General features: G+C 65.5%; 16 protein-coding genes. 11 read left to right on the top strand and 5 right to left on the bottom strand.

The window, feature by feature from the left end:
* Positions 1-49 precede the first annotated feature (49 nt).
* Positions 50-1,183 carry a GNAT family N-acetyltransferase gene (locus CI41S_RS13485; protein WP_139859569.1) on the bottom strand — a complete coding sequence of 378 codons (1,134 nt, stop codon included), beginning with the start codon at positions 1,181-1,183 and terminating at the stop codon, positions 50-52.
* A gap of 489 nt (positions 1,184-1,672) precedes the next feature.
* Here CI41S_RS13485 and CI41S_RS13480 point away from each other — a divergent pair, with 489 nt between their 5' ends.
* A complete protein-coding gene (locus tag CI41S_RS13480; protein ID WP_139482288.1) occupies positions 1,673-2,488 on the top strand; it encodes a WecB/TagA/CpsF family glycosyltransferase in 816 nt (271 codons plus the stop codon).
* Positions 2,489-2,729: 241 nt separating this feature from the next.
* A complete protein-coding gene (locus tag CI41S_RS13475; protein ID WP_430650017.1) occupies positions 2,730-4,028 on the top strand; it encodes an MFS transporter in 1,299 nt (432 codons plus the stop codon).
* A gap of 9 nt (positions 4,029-4,037) precedes the next feature.
* Here the strand turns inward: CI41S_RS13475 and CI41S_RS13470 are convergent, their stop codons facing one another.
* From CI41S_RS13470 to clpB, 4 genes are all read right to left on the bottom strand, one after another.
* On the bottom strand, positions 4,038-4,232 hold the full coding sequence (locus CI41S_RS13470) for a hypothetical protein (protein WP_139482176.1): 195 nt from the start codon (positions 4,230-4,232) through the stop codon (positions 4,038-4,040).
* 72 nt (positions 4,233-4,304) lie between these two features.
* Positions 4,305-5,120: a family 1 encapsulin nanocompartment shell protein gene (locus CI41S_RS13465; protein WP_139859565.1), complete on the bottom strand. Its 816-nt coding sequence runs from the start codon at positions 5,118-5,120 to the stop codon at positions 4,305-4,307.
* A 1-nt stretch (position 5,121) separates the two neighbouring features.
* Positions 5,122-6,162, bottom strand: a complete 1,041-nt coding sequence (locus tag CI41S_RS13460) for a Dyp-type peroxidase (RefSeq protein ID WP_139859562.1) — start codon at positions 6,160-6,162, stop codon at positions 5,122-5,124.
* A 229-nt stretch (positions 6,163-6,391) separates the two neighbouring features.
* Complete coding sequence (gene clpB / locus CI41S_RS13455) at positions 6,392-9,004, bottom strand: ATP-dependent chaperone ClpB (protein ID WP_139859561.1); 2,613 nt, start codon at positions 9,002-9,004, stop codon at positions 6,392-6,394.
* Positions 9,005-9,223: 219 nt separating this feature from the next.
* Here clpB and CI41S_RS13450 point away from each other — a divergent pair, with 219 nt between their 5' ends.
* The 9 genes from CI41S_RS13450 (at position 9,224) to CI41S_RS13410 (ending at position 16,534) form a co-directional block, all read left to right on the top strand.
* Positions 9,224-9,694 carry a DUF992 domain-containing protein gene (locus CI41S_RS13450; protein ID WP_139859558.1) on the top strand — a complete coding sequence of 157 codons (471 nt, stop codon included), beginning with the start codon at positions 9,224-9,226 and terminating at the stop codon, positions 9,692-9,694.
* 102 nt (positions 9,695-9,796) lie between these two features.
* Positions 9,797-10,699: a DnaJ C-terminal domain-containing protein gene (locus CI41S_RS13445; protein WP_139859556.1), complete on the top strand. Its 903-nt coding sequence runs from the start codon at positions 9,797-9,799 to the stop codon at positions 10,697-10,699.
* Entirely contained in the window at positions 10,696-10,968 is a 273-nt protein-coding gene (locus tag CI41S_RS13440) for a chaperone modulator CbpM (RefSeq protein WP_139859554.1), read from the top strand. Before CI41S_RS13445 ends, CI41S_RS13440 begins: the two co-directional genes overlap by 4 nt.
* A 49-nt stretch (positions 10,969-11,017) precedes the next feature.
* Positions 11,018-11,251 (top strand): hypothetical protein, encoded by a 234-nt coding sequence (locus CI41S_RS13435; RefSeq protein ID WP_139482169.1) that lies wholly within the window; start codon positions 11,018-11,020, stop codon positions 11,249-11,251.
* 109 nt (positions 11,252-11,360) lie between these two features.
* Positions 11,361-11,771 (top strand): thioesterase family protein, encoded by a 411-nt coding sequence (locus CI41S_RS13430; RefSeq protein ID WP_139859552.1) that lies wholly within the window; start codon positions 11,361-11,363, stop codon positions 11,769-11,771.
* Between the two features lie 107 nt (positions 11,772-11,878).
* Positions 11,879-12,544: an HAD family hydrolase gene (locus CI41S_RS13425; protein WP_139859550.1), complete on the top strand. Its 666-nt coding sequence runs from the start codon at positions 11,879-11,881 to the stop codon at positions 12,542-12,544.
* A 12-nt stretch (positions 12,545-12,556) separates the two neighbouring features.
* Entirely contained in the window at positions 12,557-13,507 is a 951-nt protein-coding gene (locus CI41S_RS13420) for a sugar-binding transcriptional regulator (protein WP_139482167.1), read from the top strand.
* Between the two features lie 591 nt (positions 13,508-14,098).
* Entirely contained in the window at positions 14,099-15,412 is a 1,314-nt protein-coding gene (locus tag CI41S_RS13415; protein WP_139482166.1) for an ABC transporter substrate-binding protein, read from the top strand.
* 249 nt (positions 15,413-15,661) lie between these two features.
* The gene (locus CI41S_RS13410; RefSeq protein ID WP_139859548.1) at positions 15,662-16,534 is read left to right on the top strand and encodes a carbohydrate ABC transporter permease; all 873 of its coding nucleotides are present in this window, start codon (positions 15,662-15,664) and stop codon (positions 16,532-16,534) included.
* Positions 16,535-16,537: the final 3 nt, after the last annotated feature.

The raw sequence follows: 16,537 nt of genomic DNA, 5'->3' as shown, positions 1-16,537 counted from the left end.
CTCTCCCCGTCGGGGAGAGGTGGACCGAACGGTCAGACCCGATACTGCCTTAGCGTGTGCCGGTCGAGGTCCGGGCGGGCGGCAGCCTGAACTCGGTCATTCGCTTGGCGGCCTGCTTGATCCAGGGCGCCTGCCTCAGCGCAAACAACGCGACCGCGCCCGCGGCGCTGCCGGCCTGCGTCACGCTCGACATCGGCGTGGGCTGTCCGCCGAACTGCATCTTGTAGGGCTCGTCACCGATGGTGAAGTCAAGCACCTGATAGCCGCGCTCGATGCAATCCCTGGCGACACTTTCGAAGGTCAGCGCGCCGATCGACTGGCTCTTGTATCCCTCGATGTCGAACGCGGTCATGACGATCAGCAGGCGGTCACGGTGCGTCAGCCCAAGCGCCGTCGCGATCACATTGCCGTCCATCTTCATGGTGTAGATCCGCGCAAACGGATCGAGGCGCAGCGCCACATCGGAGTAGAAGTCGAAATATTCCGGACGCTGCAGCAGATCGCCGTCGCCATGGGCCTGAAACCGCGGGCCGCGAAACTTCCTCATGACGTCCATGGCCTCGAGGATGGAGGCGCGATCCTCGCACCACGAGAAGGTCAGCGTGCCTTTCTTGTGGATCTGGCGCCATTTCTTTGCGAGCTCCTTCATATAGGAGCGTCCCAGCGCATTGATTTGCCATTGCTCGAACGGCGCCGACAGCACCGTTGCATAGGCGTTGGTGTCCATCGAAGCCCGGTGCGGCGCACCGAGCAGATTCTCGATCGGCATCCTCGCGTCGAGCAGTTTCGGGATGCGCAGCAGGTCGAACGGCCTGACAAGCTGTCGAAGCCTCTCGCAGGCAGCCTTGTTCTGCAGCAGCTCGGCGAAGGTCTGCACCGAGCAGACCGGCGCCAGATAGTCGGAGACACGCAGATCGGCGAATTCAATGGTGCGCATCGGCCCGCGCCGCACCCGCAGCAGCGGCAGCACGGCCGCCATCGCGCCGGTTGAGCGGCGGCGAACGACGACGACCAGCGGCTTCGCCGCCATCGCGGGACCGAGCCGGCGGTAGATGCTGTTCAGCCACAGCGGATGCTGAAAAGCGGTCGCGTCCGAGCCGCTGAACAGCTCCGCGTATTCCTCGGACAGGAAGTCGAATGCGTCGTCGATGCAGACATCGAACGCGTCATCATTCTTGTTCATGCGTGACCAAGCTACCGGGCGTTTTCAACGTGTCGGGACAATCCGACGCTGCGACCTATAGCACAAGGCCCACGGGGCCATGCACCGATGGAATGCGATTTGTATTAATATAGTGCCTTCATCTTTGCACAGTGTTGCTGATGGCGCGCGTGCTTTCGTGCGCGATCGTGCGCGCCGGTTAACGTGCGCCGGACAGACGTGCGATCGTTACCGTTAACGAACCTTTACGGTCCAGTTGACCCGCTAAGACAAGAGATATCCCTCCGAGTCTGGACTCGATATTGCAGTCGGGAGCCCGTAAGCATTGGAGCTCCTGGTGAAATGTTGAGTCACAGCCAAAACGCCCGCGTTTCCTCCGCAACTTCGCCCTCGCGCGACGGTCGCGAAGTGTCCCGGCGTACCAATTCCGACACGGCTGCTCCGCCTGTCCAGATTTGCAACACCTCGCGCGGCACGCTGGCAAAATCCGCCGGTATGCCGTCAACCGGCATGCGCGAACGTCGCGTCAATCCGGTGGGCCGGGCCGCGACCGACAGCGTCGACCGGGCGACCGTCGGCGGGTTGCGGCTCGCCGTGCTTGATCTTGAGCAGACCGCGAACTTCATGGTCGATCTGGTGCATCCGCAGCGGCGCGTGCGCCGGCCGCTGTACCTGACCTCGGCCAATGGCGAGGTGCTGTCGCGCTGCGCGACCGAGCCGATGACCGACCGGCTGTTCAGAGCCGCCGACCTGATCAATGCCGACGGGCAGCCGCTGGTCATGGTGTCGAAGCTGCGGTCGTCGAAGCCGCTTCCCGAGCGCGTCGCGACAACCGACCTGTTCGGCGTGGTCGCACGCAAGGCCGAAGAGCTCGGCCTGACATTCTACATGTTCGGTGCCAACGAGGCCGAGAACAAGGCGGCGGTCGCCAATGTCCGCAGGGCGTTTCCCGCCCTGAAGATCGTCGGCCATTGCCACGGTTACCTGCGCGGTGAAGCGCTGCGGGCCAAGGTCGACGAGATCAACGCGCTGGCGCCCGACTTTCTCTGGGTCGCGCTCGGCGTGCCCTATGAGCAGGCGTTCGTCGACGAGTACCTGCCGCGGCTTGGCAATGTCGGCGCCATCAAGACCTCGGGCGGACTGTTCAACTTCCTCTCGGGCACTCTGCCGCGCGCCCCGCGCTGGATGCAGATCGTCGGGCTGGAATGGGCCTGGCGGCTCTGGCTCGAGCCGCGCCGGCTGTTCTGGCGCTATCTGACCACCAATCCGCGCGCGCTCTATCTGCTGTTCCAGCAGACCCGGCCTTCGCTCACCAAGCGCGACTGAGCGACCCCGCGATCCGTTGCTCGCTCCGGTCCCAGCGACCGGAGCCGCCGTGCCGTTCGCGTCACGCGTGGTCGGCGGCCTTGACGACCCGATTGTCGCGCGCCGTGAGCACTGTCGGCTGGCATCACATCTGTCCTCCCGTCGATTGCGAACGGCATGCGATCGCGCGGTGTTGCCATGCCTTGCCTCGCATGGCGCGACGAATAATATTCGCTCCGAACAGGCGTACAAGGAACCGAGATTGTTGCCGGATAGCGAGGCGAAACAGGCATTCGACGTCAAGCGCGCAGCCTTTGCCGCGACCATCGGCAACGTGCTGGAGTTCTACGACTTCATCACCTACAGCTTCTTCGCGACCGAGATCGGGCGCACCTTCTTCCCCGCGCACAGCGAGTACGGCAGTCTCATGCTGTCGCTGGCGACCTTCGGCGCCGGGTTCCTGACGCGGCCGATCGGCGGCATCGTGCTCGGCATCTTCTCCGATCGGGTCGGCCGGCGGCCGGCCATGCTGCTGAGCTTTGCGCTGATGGGCGGCGCGATCCTGACCATCGCGCTGACGCCGGCTTATGAGACGATCGGCGTCGTCGCGCCGATCGTCGTGATCGTGGCGCGGATGGTGCAGGGGTTCGCGCTCGGCGGCGAGGTCGGGCCGACCACGGCCTATCTGATCGAGATCGCGGCGCCGCGGGATCGCGGCCTCGTGGTGGCGTGGCAGCCCGCCAGCCAGGAGATCGCGGCCACCGCCGGCGCGCTGGTCGGCGTCGTCCTGAGCAGCACGATGGCGCCCGAGATGCTGCAGTCCTATGGCTGGCGCGTCGCGTTCCTGATCGGAGCGGTCTGCCTGCCGTTCGGCATCTGGATGCGCCGCACGCTGCCGGAGACGATCTCGCACGCCGAGCGTCCCGCCGTCAGCGTCGAAGGCTCGGGTCATGTCGCGCAGGCGCGGCGCCATCTTCGCGTCATCGTGCTGGCGGTGATGATTCTCGCCAGCGGCACGATCTCGACCTACGTCACGCAGTACATGACGACCTACGCCAAGACCACGCTGCATGTGTCGCCGTCGCTGGCGTTCACGGTGTCGCTGGTCAGCAACGGGCTGCAGATCATCGGCGCGCTGCTCGGCGGCTGGCTCGCCGATCGGCTCGGACGCAAGCCGATCATGGTCTGGCCGCAGCTGGTCGTGCTGGTGCTGACCTATCCGGCGTTCCTGTGGATCGTGCAGGCGCCCGGCGCGTGGTCGCTGCTGTTCGGCTTCGGCGTGCTGTCGTTCATCGGATCGTTGCCGTTCACGGCGTTCTATGCCGCGTTCACCGAAGCGCTGCCGCAGAACATCCGCGGCGGCGTGTTTGCCACCATCTATGCGGTCGCGATCGCGAGCTTTGGCGGCACCGCGCAGCTCGTCGTCACCTGGCTGCTGCACGTGACCGGAGATCCGCTGGCGCCGTCCTGGTACCTGCTGCTGGCGGCGATCGTCGGCCTTGTCGCGATGGGGCTGATGCCCGAGACCGCGCCGGTCAAGGTCGGGGATAGAGCGCGGTAAGCTACGCGCTCAATTCATGTCGCGGAAGGCGTGGCCGTTGGCCTCGATCTCCTTCACGAGCTGTGGCGGCAGATTGGCCTCTGCCGAAGTGCCGTCGAACACCCAGTCCTTGGCGTCGGCGAGGTCGGGCAGACCTGCGCCCTTGCGGACGTATAGACCGACCGATGCCTTCTTGGCGTTGATGTAGAGATCGTAGTCCTGCATGGAGTTTCTCCATTACGGTTTGACGACATCCCCCGCACAACAGCAGTCCGGATTGATCGGTGCCGCCCGCGATCAGGCGGGCTTCTTTGCCTCCGGCGCGAGCACCACCGAGGCCTCGCTGGTCAGCATCAGGAAGGTGATGGTTTCCTGGAAATACAGCTGCACCGCGCTCGCGGAATGGCTGAGATAGCCGATCGAGAGGTCCTGGCCGATCGAGAGCTGGAAATCGCCGCCGCGGGTGGTGAGCACGACGCCGCCTTCGATCGCCGGCGCCCAGATGATCTTGCCGTCGACCAGGCGCTGGATGTGCTGCAACACCGGATAGCCGTCATCGGTCGCGCCGCCGATCGCCGTAAACGGCTCGGTGCCGAGCAACAGCGTATAGGGACCGTTGACGCCGGCCATCCGCAGCTGGCTCACCGCCTGCGCCACCACGCTCGGATAGTTCTTTACGCTCGACGGCAGCGTCAGCACCGGGTTGCTGGTGCCCTGGCGGATGCCCTGAATGCCGGCGGCGGCATAGCCGTCGAACACCGCGCGATCCTCTGCGAACGCGATCTTGCGCGCCGCCTGTTTCAGCGGCTCCCAGTCGGAATCATTGGCGCCGCGCTCGACGTCGTCGATCGCCGCGCGCGTCAGCTCGAACGGCACGCGCAATTCGACCAGCGCCCGGACGTCGCGCTGGTTGGCCTCGACGCCGTCGCCCGGGGTCGCGATCCGCTTGAGATGGCCGGTGCCGACCGCGGAGTAGTCGATACCCTTCGGGCCGTCGAGGTCGACGACATGGCGCGCCGCCAGATGCCGCTTCAGCGTGCGCGAGGCTTCCTCTTCGATCTGGGCCCATGCCGCGTCCGAGATGGGAGCAAGTCCCCGATGAAGGTTATTCATATCAAGCCTCTCCTTTCAGTGAGCCGATCCCGAGCGAGCCATCGGTCGGCGGCAATCTTGGTGCAGTTGTCTCGTCGGCCGGATCGAGCGCGGGCTGGGCGGGCGCGGGCACCACGTTCGCGGCGTCCTCCAGGAAGGTCGCGGACGGGACGAAGAACAGCGTGCCGGTCACGGCGCGGCTGAAGTCGAGCAGGCGGTCGTAGTTGCCCGGCGGCTTGCCGACGAACATGTTTTGCAGCATCTGCTCGATGCGGTGCGGCGACTTGGCGTAGCCGATGAAATAGGTGCCGAGCTCGCCCTTGCTGATATTGCCGAACGGCATGTTGTCGCGGACGATGTCGAGCTCCTCGCCATTCTCCACGATGGTGGTCAAGGCATTGTGGGCGTAGCTCGGCTTCACCGAATCATCCAGCTCGATGTCGGACAGTTTGGTGCGGCCGATGATCTTCTCCTGCATCTCGACCAGCAGCTCGTTCCACTTGCCGAGGTCGTGCAGGTATTTCTGCACGATCACATAGCTGCCGCCGGTAAACGCCGCATCTTCCTCACCGATGATGGTGGCGTCGGTCGCGGCCTGGTCTTCGGGATTCTCGGTGCCGTCGACGAAGCCGAGCAGGTCGCGCTCGTCGAAATATTTGAAGCCGTGCACTTCGTCCGCCGACGCGACGGCGTCGCCGAGCCGCGTCATGATCTGGGTCGCAAGCTCGAAGCACAGATCCATCGGCACGGCGCGGATGTGAAACAGCAGGTCGCCCGGCGTCGCCACGGCATGGTGAACGCCATGGATTTCGCGGAACGGATGCAAATCCTTCGGCCGCGGCGCGCCGAACAGCCGGTCCCACGCCTCCGAGCCGATCCCCATCACGCAGGACAGCCGACCCTCGAGGTCGCGGAAGCCGACGGCGCGCACCAGCGCGGCGAGATCGCCGCACAGCGACCGCACCACCACGTCATGATTCGGATCGGGCTTGATCGTGACCGCAAGAAAGATGGCCGCGCGCGTCAGCTTCGCAGCGACCGGTTGCGGAACGGCTGATGGCACGCATCTCTCCTTACTGAACGGCACGTCGACGAGGACAAAAGGCAGGGACAGAATGCCTGGCGGACCGCCAGGCACGGGCAGAGGAGCACGCCACAAAAGCCTTTACAAGGGCTCGAAATGGCCGGCCCCCGCAAGGGCATCTGCGTCATTCGACGGTCTGCTTGACATATGATTCCGCCTGACGACGCTGCGATGACATCGCGCGGCACCGGCGCGGCATGCACCGCCTTCACACCGGCTCGAATTCGTCGGCGGATGCGGTCTCCGGCCGCTTGCCGTTGAAGGTGAGCCCGGCTTTGGTCGCCGAGATCTTCACCTGCGAGCCGTCGCGCACGTCGCCGGCGAGGATCATCTCGGCGAGCGGATCCTGCACGGCACGCTGGATCACCCGCTTCAGCGGACGCGCGCCGTAGGCGGGATCCCAGCCCTTTTCCGCCAGCCAGTCGCGTGCCTTCGGCTCGAGCTCCAGCTCGATCTTGCGATCGGCTAGCAGATTTTGCAGGCGGGTGAACTGGATCTCGACGATCCGGCCCATCTCGCTCTTCTGCAGCCGGTGGAACAGGATGATCTCGTCGACCCGGTTGAGGAATTCGGGCCGGAAATGCGCGCGCACCATGTTCATCACCTGCTCGCGCACCGCGCTGGTGTCCTGGCCCTCGGGCTGCGCGACCAGAAATTCCGCGCCGATGTTCGAGGTCATGATGATCAGCGTGTTGCGGAAGTCGACGGTGCGGCCCTGGCCGTCGGTGAGGCGGCCGTCGTCCAGCACCTGCAGCAGCACGTTGAAGACGTCGGGGTGCGCCTTCTCGATCTCGTCGAACAGCACCACCTGGTACGGCCGCCGCCGCACCGCCTCGGTGAGCGCGCCGCCTTCGTCATAGCCGACATAGCCGGGCGGGGCGCCGATCAGCCGCGCCACAGAGTGCTTCTCCATATATTCCGACATGTCGAGCCGAATCATCGCGGTCTCGTCGTCGAACAGATATTCGGCGAGCGCCTTGGCGAGCTCGGTCTTGCCGACGCCAGTGGGCCCCAGAAACATGAAGGAGCCGATCGGCCGGTTCGGGTCCTGCAGCCCGGCGCGGGCGCGGCGCACCGCGGTCGACACCGCGCGCACCGCCGGCGCCTGGCCGACCACGCGCTTGCCCAGCATCTCCTCCATGCGCAGCAGCTTGTCCTTCTCGCCCTCCAGCATCTTGTCGACCGGCACGCCGGTCCAGCGCGACACCACCTGCGCGATGTTGTCGGCGGTCACGGTCTCGCTGGCTGAGGAGGTCTCGCTGGCCTCGACCGCGGCGAGCCTCTTCTCGAGCTCGGGAATGCGGCCATAGGCGAGCTCGCCGGCTTTCTGGAATTCGCCCTTGCGCTGCGCGTTGGCGAGCTCGGTGCGCAGCTGTTCCAGCTCGCCCTTGATCTTCTGCGCATCGGAGAGCTTGCTTTTCTCGGTGCGCCATTTCGAAGTCATGTCGGCCGACTTCTTCTCGAGCTCGGAGAGATCGTGCTCCAGCGTCTGCAGGCGGCTCTTCGACCCGAGATCGGTCTCCTTCTTCAGCGCCTCCTGCTCGATCTTGAGGCGGATGATCTCGCGGTCGAGGGTGTCGAGCTCCTCCGGCTTGGAATCGACCTGCATCTTCAGCCGCGCCGCGGCCTCGTCCATCAGGTCGATGGCCTTGTCGGGCAGGAAGCGGTCGGTGATGTAGCGGTTCGACAGCGTGGCGGCCGCGACCAGCGCGGAGTCGGCGATGCGCACGCCGTGGTGCTGCTCGTATTTGTCCTTCAGTCCGCGCAGGATCGAGATGGTGTCCTCGACCGTCGGCTCGGAGACGAACACCGGCTGGAAGCGCCGCGCCAGCGCGGCGTCCTTCTCGACATGCTTGCGGTATTCGTCGAGCGTGGTGGCGCCGATGCAGTGCAGCTCGCCGCGGGCGAGCGCAGGCTTCAGCAGGTTCGACGCATCCATCGCGCCGTCGGCCTTGCCGGCGCCGATCAGTGTATGCATCTCGTCGATGAACAGGATGATGCCGCCCTCGGCCGAGGTCACCTCCTGCAGCACGGCCTTCAGCCGTTCCTCGAACTCGCCGCGGTATTTTGCGCCCGCGATCAGCGCGCCGAGGTCGAGCGCCAGCAGCGCCTTGTCCTGCAGGCTTTCCGGCACGTCGCCGTTGACGATGCGCAGCGCGAGGCCCTCGACGATCGCGGTCTTGCCGACGCCGGGTTCGCCGATCAGCACCGGGTTGTTCTTGGTTCGCCGCGACAGCACCTGGATGGTGCGACGGATTTCCTCGTCGCGGCCGATCACCGGATCGAGCTTGCCGTCGCGCGCGGCCTGCGTGAGGTCGCGGGCATACTTCTTCAGTGCGTCATAGGCGTTCTCGGCCGAGGCGCTGTCGGCGGTGCGGCCCTTGCGCAGCGCATTGATCGCCGCATTGAGGTGCTGCGGGGTGACGCCGCCCTTGGCCAGCAGCTTGCCGGCCTCACTATCCCTGTCGGCCGCCAGCGCCTGCAGCAGCCGCTCGACGCTGACAAAACTGTCGCCGGCCTTGTCGGCAGCCTGCTCCGCGGCAGTGAAGGCCCGCGCGGTCTCCGGCGCGAGGTAGATCTGTCCGGCGCCGCCGCCGCTGACCTTCGGCATCTTTGCCAGCGCATCCTCGGTCGCCTTGAGGATCGCGCGCGAATTGCCGCCGGATCGATCGATCAGGCCGGCCGCAAGGCCCTCGCTGTCGTCGAGCAGCACCCTCAGAAGATGCAGCGTCGTGAATTGCTGGTGCCCCTCGCGCATCGCGAGCGATTGCGCCGACTGGATGAAGCCGCGCACGCGGTCGGTGTACTTCTCTATGTTCATCGCGGCACCTCAAGGCCATATCAACGAGCCGAAACCGTGCATGCCACGCAATCTGCGCCGGCGCCAGATGGTGGCACCCGTCATGCGATGGTGTGGTCGTTTCAAATGATAGTCAATTGCCGTTCGATCGCTGAAATACCGGCCACCGGAACCAAATGCCGTGTTCGCGCGTAAGGCTTGCGCAGGATTTTGCGAGCAGCCCGAGCGGAGGGTGCCGTCATGGACAGGTTGATCGGATCGGCTGTTGCCGTTGCCCTGGTCCTGGCTGCGCCGTTCGGCGCCGGCCTCGCGCAGCAGACCGGGCCGGTTCAGGTCGGAACGCTGACGTGCCGTGGCGGCGCCGGGAGCGGATTCATCCTGGGGTCGGTGACCAATCTGGCGTGCGTGCTGCACGTCGCCGGCAAGCCGGATGACCGCTATCTCGCCGCCATCCAGAACTTCGCCGTCAACTTCGGCATCAACATCGGCGAAGCGGAAATCGCGCTGAGCTGGGACGTGATCGCACCGACGCCGTGGCTGACGCCCGGCCGGCTTGCCGGCACCTACGGTGCGGCGGCCGCGTCCGACGGGCGCAACCTCGCCGGCGGCGTCAACGGTGTGATGGCGCTGCGGCCATCGCGTCAGCAGGACGAGGCCAGCCGTCGCATCGCCGAGAAGCTCGGTAGCCTCGAGCTGCGCTACGACGGATAATCGGATGTCTGCAAGCTTGGAGGCGGTGCGAGCGGCCTTGCAAATCGCCTGCTTTTGAGCCCTCATGATCTCGGGCGCATTCTCGATGTTGCGGAGCAGATCGTGAGAAATCCGTACGAAGTGCTTGGCGTGGCCCCGGCGGCGACTGCGGCCGACATCCAGAAGGCCTATCGCAAGCTGGCCAAGAAGCTGCATCCGGATCTCAATCCCGGCGACAAGGCCGCCGAGGAGAAGTTCAAGGAAGTCTCCGCGGCCTATGGTCTGCTCAGCGACGCCGACAAGCGCAAGCGCTTCGACGCCGGCGAGATCGACGAGAGCGGCGCCGAGCGGCCGCAGCATCGCTACTACCGGGATTTTGCTACCGCGGATGAGGGGCATCCCTATGCCGATGCATCCGGCTACGCCGACTACATGGATTCCGACGACGCCTTCGCCGAGCTGCTGCGACGAAGCGAGCAGGCGCGCGCCAACCGGCGCGGCCGCGATCTGCACTACAGCCTGACGATCGATTTCGCCGAGTCGATCACCGGTGCGGCCAAGCGCCTGACCTTGCCCGACGGCGGCACGCTCGATGTGACGATTCCGCCGGGCCTGGTCGACGGGCAGGTGTTGCGCCTGCGCGGCAAGGGCGCACCGGGCACCGGCAAGGGCGGCCCCGGCGATGCGCTGATTGAGGTTGCGGTCCGGCCCGATCCCCGCTTCACGCGCGAGGGCGACGACATCTCGCTGGAATTGCCGATCTCGCTGTCCGAGGCCGTGCTCGGTGGCAAGGTTCGGGTGCCGACGCCGACCGGCGACGTCACGATGACGGTGCCGAAGGGATCCAACACCGGCACGACGATGCGGCTGCGCGGCAAGGGCGCGCCGCATGTCGGCGGCGGCCATGGCGATGAATTCGTCAAGCTCAAGGTGGTCCTGCCGAAAGGACCCGATCCCGCGCTCGAAGCGTTCGTGTCGGGCTGGGATCGCAAGGCATTCAATCCGCGGGAGGATGGCGCATCATGAACAGACATCAGTTCCTCACCCACGCGGGTCTCGAGGTGCAGACCTTGGAGTTCTGGATCGAGCAGCAGTGGCTGGTTCCGGATCAGTCCACCGACGAAATGACGTTCTCCGACACCGATGTGGCGCGCGCCCATCTGATCCAGGATCTGAAGAGCGATTTCGGTGTCAACGACGAGGGCATCGACGTCATCCTGCATCTGGTCGATCAGCTGCACGGCCTGCGCAAGGCATTCGCAGAACTGCACGACGACATCGCGCGACGGCCTTAGGTGCCCGCCCAGGCCGGCACGTGACGGAACCAACGATCCGGAGACGATCATGAGCGAAAAGCTGACGCCGCTTGCACACGGCCAAATCGACGTTCTCATCCTGCAGGCTTTGGTCCGCAAGCTCATTGCGAAAGGCGTGCTCACGCCGGACGACGTCCGCGCCATGCTGCTCGAAGCCGCGCGGAATCTCGATCTGGTCGGCAGCGAGCTGACGCCGGAGGCGGCCGGCGTCATCGTGCAGGAAGACCTCGCGCCTGCGTTCCTTGGCGCCGACCGGGCATGATCCGGAAAAATGCGAAACGGTTTTCCGAAAGATCATGCTCAAACTGAAGAGCGAAGGCGCGATGACGATTCAACCTAATCTCGTCGCGCAGGCGACACGGAGGCAAAACATGCGTGCGATACCCCCGGGAGCGAAGGGAAGCTTTGCGCTCGTCGTCGCGCCCGAGCACCTGGCGAGCCGGTTTAAGGATGCGATCCTGCCGCCGGTGCTGGCGACACCGATCATGGTCTTGATCATGGAGAACGCCGCGCTCAACGCCATTCGTGACTATCTGGAGCCCGGCGAGAGCGCCCTCGGCACCGTGGTCGACGTGCGCCACCTCGCGGCGACGCCAGTCGGCCAGCGCGTCACCGCGGAGGCGGAGGTGACGCATGTCGAGGGCCGACGGATCGTCTTCGCGGTGACCGCGCGCGACGAGGTCGAGGAGATCGGCAGGGGTACGCACGAGCGGACGGTGATCGATCTGCGCCGTCTCACGCAGCGCCTCGATGCCAAGGCCGGTCGGCAACGGAGGGATTGAAATCGCCGGTGCGATGCGGCGCCCGCACGGTCGGTCGCGGGTGCGTGCGGGGCGGTCATAAATTGTGATCTATTGCTCATGCGCTGAGCATATGATCTCATGGCGGGATGGACCTCCGGCTTCCCGAGACCGACCTCGTCATCTTCGACTGCGACGGCGTCCTCGTCGACAGCGAGGAGCTGAGCTGCCGCTGCCTGTCCGAGGCGCTCGGCCGGGCCGGCATCGAAATGAGCACCGCGCAGGCGCTCAAACTCTTCCTCGGCCGCAGCACGGCGGCCGTGACCGAGCATTGCCGCGCGGCCGGCCAGCCCTTGCCGGAAAGCTTCCTGGCTGAACTGGCGCTCGCGGTGCGCGAGACCTTTCGCGCGCAGCTCAAGCCGATCGCCGGCGTCGCGGCGGTGCTGGCGGAGTTGCGGCTGCCGCATTGCGTCGCATCGTCGAGCGACCTCGAGCGTGTCAGATTTTCGCTGGAGCTGACGGGACTTGCGCCGTATTTCGGCGAGCGGCTCTACACCTCCCAGATGGTGCAACACGGCAAGCCGGCGCCGGATCTGTTTTTGCATGCCGCGCGCGAGATGGCAGCCTCGCCGCCGCGGACGCTGGTGATCGAGGACAGCGTCAGCGGCGTGATAGCGGCGAAGGCGGCGGGCATGAAAGTGTGGGGATTTGTCGGCGGTGCCCACCACCGCGGGCGGGAAGGCGATAGTCTGCTGCGCGACGCGGGGGCGGATCGAATCTTTGCGGCGATGACCGATTTCTGGACGGAAGGCTGACGGACGACGATGGTGGCGCCTGACAACGAAAAGTCCCGCCTCGACGATGCGGCGCGCGCCGGCTGGCTCTATTTCATCGCCGGCCACACCCAGGATGAAATTGCAAAGATGCTGCAGGTGTCGCGTGCTTCGGCGCAGCGCCTGGTGTCGCTGTGCCTCGCGGAGCGGCTGATCACGTTTCGCCTGGAGCATCCGATTGCGGCCTGCATGGAACTGGCGTCGCGGCTGAAGGAGCGGTTCGAGCTGGTGCATTGCGAGGTGGTTCCGAGCGATCCGGCGGCGCCGCTGTCGACCGCGGGAATCGCCGAGCGCAGCGCCAATCTCTTGGAGATGACGCTGCGCTCGGAAACGCCCGTCATCGTGGCGCTCGGCACCGGCCGCGCGGTGCGCGCCGCGGTCGAGCGCGTCTCGCCGATCGAGCGGCCGGATCACCAGATCGTCTCGCTGGTCGGCAACATCTCTGCCGACGGCTCGGCGAGTTTCTACGACACGGTGGGGCGGCTCGCCGACCGCACCGGCGCGCGGCATTACCCGATGCCGCTGCCGTTCCTGATGTCGAGCGAGGACGAGCGCAACCGCATGGTCCGCATCGACCCGATCGCGCGGGTGAGGGCGGTCGCCGCCAAGGCCGATCTCCGGCTGATCGGCATCGGCCAGATGGATCAGAAGGCCCAGGTCCATGTCGACGGTTTTGTCACCCGCGAGGAGCTGCTGGAGATGATGCGGCTCGGCGCGATCGGCGAGGTGACGGGCTGGGCCTATGACGCCAAGGGACGGCTGATCAAGGGCGGTACCAACAAGCGCCTCACCAGCATTCCGCCGCAGATCCCAGCGGTCTCCACCACGATCGCCGCCGCCGTCGGCGCCGGCAAAGTGCCGGCGATCAAGGCCGCGCTGGCAGGGCGCGTGGTCAACGGCCTGATCACCGACGAGGCCACCGCGCGAGCCGTGCTCGAGCGGTAGCGGGCTTCACCTCTCCCCGCTCTTCTGCGGGGAGAGGTCGGATCGCATCAAAGATGCGATCCGGGTGAGGGGCCGGGCACGCTGCTCGACACATCCAAAGTGCTCGCCGGATAGAAGCCCCTCACCCCAACCCTCTCCCCGCAAGAGCGGGGCGAGGGAGCGCAGTCCCGTTGCGGCCGCGCGCGCCGTGCTCGAACGATAGCTTTTTTGCAGCGAGCCGTGCGCTCGCCTTCACCTCTCCCCGCTCTTCTGCGGGGAGAGGTCGGATCGCATCGCAGATGCGATCCGGGTGAGGGGCCAGGCACGCTGCTCAACAGACCCAAAGTGCTCGCCGGATAGAGGCCCCTCACCCCAACCCTCTCCCCGCAAGAGCGGGGCGAGGGAGCGCAGTCCCGTTGCGGCCGCACTGCGTTTTCATTTTGCCGGACGCAGCAGCGCCTCTTTCGCTCCCGCAACATCTCCCCTCCAGCGTGTGCCGGAACCCACAATCGCGCGTGGCGGGGCGTTCGCGCGCTTGACAAAATTTGACGACAGGTTGAACATACGCTCAACACGTGGGCATATGCTCAACGTGACAGATGGGAGGTCACCTTGAAAAACGTCCTTTGCGCCGTTGCGGGCGCGGCTGCCCTTTTGATCTCTGCCCCCTCGATCGCCCAGACCACGCTGACGGTGGCGACCGTCAACAATGGCGACATGATCCGCATGCAGGGGCTCACCAGCGAATTCACCGCGAAAAACCCCGACATCACCGTGAAATGGGTGACGCTCGAGGAGAACGTGCTGCGCCAGCGCGTCACCACCGACATCGCCACCAAGGGCGGCCAGTTCGACGTGCTGACCATCGGCACCTATGAGGTGCCGATCTGGGCCAAGAAGAGCTGGCTGGTGCCGCTCGACAAGCTCGGCGCCGACTATGACGTCGGCGACCTGTTGCCGAAGATCAAGGACGCGGTCTCGGTCGACGGCAAGCTCTATGCCGCGCCGTTCTACGGCGAGAGCTCGATGGTGATGTACCGCACCGATCTGTTCGACAAGGCCGGCCTGAAGATGCCGGACAGCCCGACCTGGGATTTCGTGGTCGATGCCGCCAAGAAGCTGACCGACAAGTCGGGCGGCGTCTACGGCATCTGCCTGCGCGGCAAGGCCGGCTGGGGCGAGAACATGGCGTTCCTGACCGCGATGGCCAATTCGTTCGGTGCGCGCTGGTTCGACGAGAAATGGGAGCCGCAGTTCAACTCGCCGGAATGGAAGAAGACGCTCACGACCTATGTCGACCTGATGAAGCAGGCCGGACCTCCCGGCGCCAGCTCGAACGGCTTCAATGAGAACCTCGCGCTGTTCAACGCCGGCAAATGCGCGATGTGGATCGACGCCACGGTGGCGGCGTCGTTCGTAACCAATCCGAAGGACTCCAGGGTCGCCGACAAGGTCGGCTTCGCGCTGGCGCCGAACACCGGGCTCGGCAAGAACGCCAACTGGCTGTGGGCATGGAGCCTCGCGGTCCCCGCCGGCTCGAAGAAGGTCGACGCGGCCGAGAAGTTCATCGCCTGGGCGACCAGCAAGGACTACTCCAAGCTCGTCGCTGACAAGGAGGGTTGGGCCGCAGCACCTCCCGGAACGCGCATGTCGCTCTACAAGAACCCCGACTATCTGAAGGCGGCTCCGTTCGCCAAGATGACGCTGGCCTCGATCGACGCCGCCGATCCGAACAAGCCGACGGTGAAGCCGGTGCCTTACGTGGGCGTGCAATACGCCGCGATCCCTGAATTCCAGGGCATCGGCACCTCGGTCGGCCAGCAATTCTCGGCGGCGCTGTCCGGCTCGACCACGGTCGATGCCGCGCTCGCTGCGGCGCAGTCCTCGACCGAACGCGAGATGAAGCGCGCGGGCTACCTGAAATAGCCCAGCGCATGATCCGGAAAAGTGTGTCGCGGTTTTCCGAAGCGATCATGCGCAAGACAATCGGCTAAGGCCGGGGCGCGCAAAAAGCGTCCCGGTTTGCGAACCAGCTCAATCCTCCCGGGCTGGGCCACTGGCGGCCATCCCTCCCGCAACGGGATGGTCGCCCCCTTTCGGTTCTTTGATTGACGCGTTTTCTTCACGCGAACCGGCGTCCATTTCGCTGGAAACGCTTTGGGAAAGGAGGCGGGGATGGCAACCCAGCAGACCCAACTGCTCGCGCGGACACTGCTCACGCCTGCCGTGGCACTGTTGTTCATCTGGATGATCGTGCCGCTCGCGCTCACGATCTACTTTGCGACGTTGCATTACAATCTGCTGGATCCCGGCTCCGAATCCTTCGTCGGCCTGGAGAATTTTCGCTACTTCCTGACCGATCCGGCGTTCCTCGCCTCGCTGCAAAATACTCTGGTGCTGGTCGGCTCGGTGCTCGCGATCACGATCGTGCTCGGCGTGCCGCTGGCGCTGTTGCTCGATCAGCAGGTGGTCGGGCTCTCGATCGTCCGGTTGATGGTGATCGCGCCGTTCTTCGTGATGCCGACGGTGAGCGCGCTGGTCTGGAAGAATCTCTTGATGCATCCGGTGTCGGGCCTGTTTGCCTGGATCGCGCATCTGTTCGGGATGCCGGCGATCGACTGGTTCAACGATGCGCCGCTGTTCTCGGTGATCCTGATCATCTCCTGGCAGTGGCTGCCGTTCGCCACCCTGATCCTGCTCACCGCGCTGCAATCGCTCGACGAGGAGCAGAAGGAGGCCGCCGAGATGGACGGCGCCAGCGCGCTCTCCACCTTCATCTACATCACGCTGCCGCACCTGGCGCGCCCGATCACCGTGGTGATCCTGATCGAGACCATCTTTCTCCTGACGGTGTTCGCCGAGATCTTCGTCACCACCGGCGGCGGTCCCGGCCTGCAGACCACCAACATCGCCTTCTTGATCTATTCGCAGGCGCTGATCCAGTACGACGTCGGCAGCGCCTCGGCCGGCGGCCTGGTCGCGGTGGTGCTCGCCAACATCGTCGCCTTCTTCCTCGTTCGCATCGTTGGCCGGAATCTGGAGGCGTAACGT

It is taken from the genome of Bradyrhizobium ivorense (assembly GCF_900696085.1).
GTDB lineage: Bacteria > Pseudomonadota > Alphaproteobacteria > Rhizobiales > Xanthobacteraceae > Bradyrhizobium > Bradyrhizobium ivorense.
Note: the sequence above shows the minus strand (reverse complement) of the source record. Positions and strands in the feature narration are given on the sequence as shown.

What these genes read in the sequence shown, in the direction of transcription:
- CI41S_RS13485 (WP_139859569.1), bottom strand. Translation starts at nt 1,183, where the DNA reads ATGAACAAGAATGATGACGCGTTCGATGTCTGCATCGACGACGCATTC.
- CI41S_RS13480 (WP_139482288.1), top strand. Translation starts at nt 1,673, where the DNA reads ATGCGCGAACGTCGCGTCAATCCGGTGGGCCGGGCCGCGACCGACAGC.
- CI41S_RS13470 (WP_139482176.1), bottom strand. Translation starts at nt 4,232, where the DNA reads ATGCAGGACTACGATCTCTACATCAACGCCAAGAAGGCATCGGTCGGT.
- CI41S_RS13465 (WP_139859565.1), bottom strand. Translation starts at nt 5,120, where the DNA reads ATGAATAACCTTCATCGGGGACTTGCTCCCATCTCGGACGCGGCATGG.
- clpB (WP_139859561.1), bottom strand. Translation starts at nt 9,004, where the DNA reads ATGAACATAGAGAAGTACACCGACCGCGTGCGCGGCTTCATCCAGTCG.
- CI41S_RS13450 (WP_139859558.1), top strand. Translation starts at nt 9,224, where the DNA reads ATGGACAGGTTGATCGGATCGGCTGTTGCCGTTGCCCTGGTCCTGGCT.
- CI41S_RS13440 (WP_139859554.1), top strand. Translation starts at nt 10,696, where the DNA reads ATGAACAGACATCAGTTCCTCACCCACGCGGGTCTCGAGGTGCAGACC.
- CI41S_RS13435 (WP_139482169.1), top strand. Translation starts at nt 11,018, where the DNA reads ATGAGCGAAAAGCTGACGCCGCTTGCACACGGCCAAATCGACGTTCTC.
- CI41S_RS13430 (WP_139859552.1), top strand. Translation starts at nt 11,361, where the DNA reads ATGCGTGCGATACCCCCGGGAGCGAAGGGAAGCTTTGCGCTCGTCGTC.
- CI41S_RS13425 (WP_139859550.1), top strand. Translation starts at nt 11,879, where the DNA reads ATGGACCTCCGGCTTCCCGAGACCGACCTCGTCATCTTCGACTGCGAC.
- CI41S_RS13410 (WP_139859548.1), top strand. Translation starts at nt 15,662, where the DNA reads ATGGCAACCCAGCAGACCCAACTGCTCGCGCGGACACTGCTCACGCCT.